The 1045-nt window shown below is 72.7% G+C and carries 1 protein-coding gene; it reads right to left on the reverse strand.

Annotated elements, in window-relative coordinates; genetic code table 11:
• Positions 1-157: 157 nt before the first annotated feature.
• On the reverse strand, positions 158-1045 hold an 888-nt coding region (pabB, locus tag AC2W7M_RS26160), incomplete at its 5' end, for an aminodeoxychorismate synthase component I (RefSeq protein ID WP_486136084.1).

The following is a 1045-nucleotide window of genomic DNA, read 5'->3' on the forward strand; positions in this document are numbered from 1 at the left end:
CCGGCCGCGAGGCGCGCCAGGTGCGCCTCCAGCCGCAGCACCGCGCCGCCGCGCAGGCGCAGGGTCTCGAACAGGCCGTCGCCGAGGGTGAAGCCGCGGTCGAACGGGGAGATGTGCGCCTGCGCCTCCTCCACCAGCCGGTCGCCGAGCCAGAGCATCATCGGTCCTCTCCCGAAAGGGCGCGCAGCAGCGGCGCGAGCTTCACCAGGCTTTCCTCGTATTCCGCCGCCGGGTCGGAATCCGCGACGATGCCGCCGCCCGCCTGGGCCAGCAGCGTCGAGCCCGCCCGCGTGACGGTGCGGATGACGATGGAGGAATCCATCGCGCCGTCAAAGCCGATCCAGGCTACCGCGCCGCAATAGACGCCGCGCGGGGCGTCCTCCAGCTCGTGGATGATCTCCATGGCGCGGATCTTCGGTGCGCCGGTGATGGAGCCGCCGGGAAAGCAGGCGCGCAGCAAATCGACCGGGCCGAGGCCCGGCTTCAGCGTGCTTTCCACCACCGAGACCAGGTGATGAACGCTGGCGAAGGTCTCCAGGCCGCACAGCACCGGCACCCGCACGCTGCCGGTGCGCGACACGCGGCCGAGATCGTTGCGCATGAGGTCGACGATCATGAGGTTCTCGGCCCGATCCTTGGCCGAGGCGAGGAGCGCGCGTGCCAAAGCGGCGTCCGCCGCCGGGTCGGCACCGCGCGGCCGCGTGCCCTTGATGGGGCGCGTCTCCACTCGCCCGTCGGGCGCGAGGCTGAGGAAGCGCTCGGGCGAGGCGCTCATCACCGAAAGGCCGGCGCCGCATTTCAGGAAGGCGGCGAACGGGGCCGGACTGATGGCGCGCAGCCGCAGATAGAGTTCGAGGTCGCTCAGTCCCTCCGGCACGGGGGCGGCCATGCGCTGGGTGAGATTGGCCTGGAAGATGTCGCCGGCGCGGATGTAGTCGATGACGGCCCCGACCGCCCGCTCCATGTCGGCGCGCGGACGCTCCGGCGCGAACCGGCCGCGGGCGCGCCAGTCCGGAGCCGGAGCGGTGGCGGGCGCCCGGGCCAG

It is taken from the genome of Xanthobacter sp. BG11Y11_SDJG (assembly GCF_057364445.1).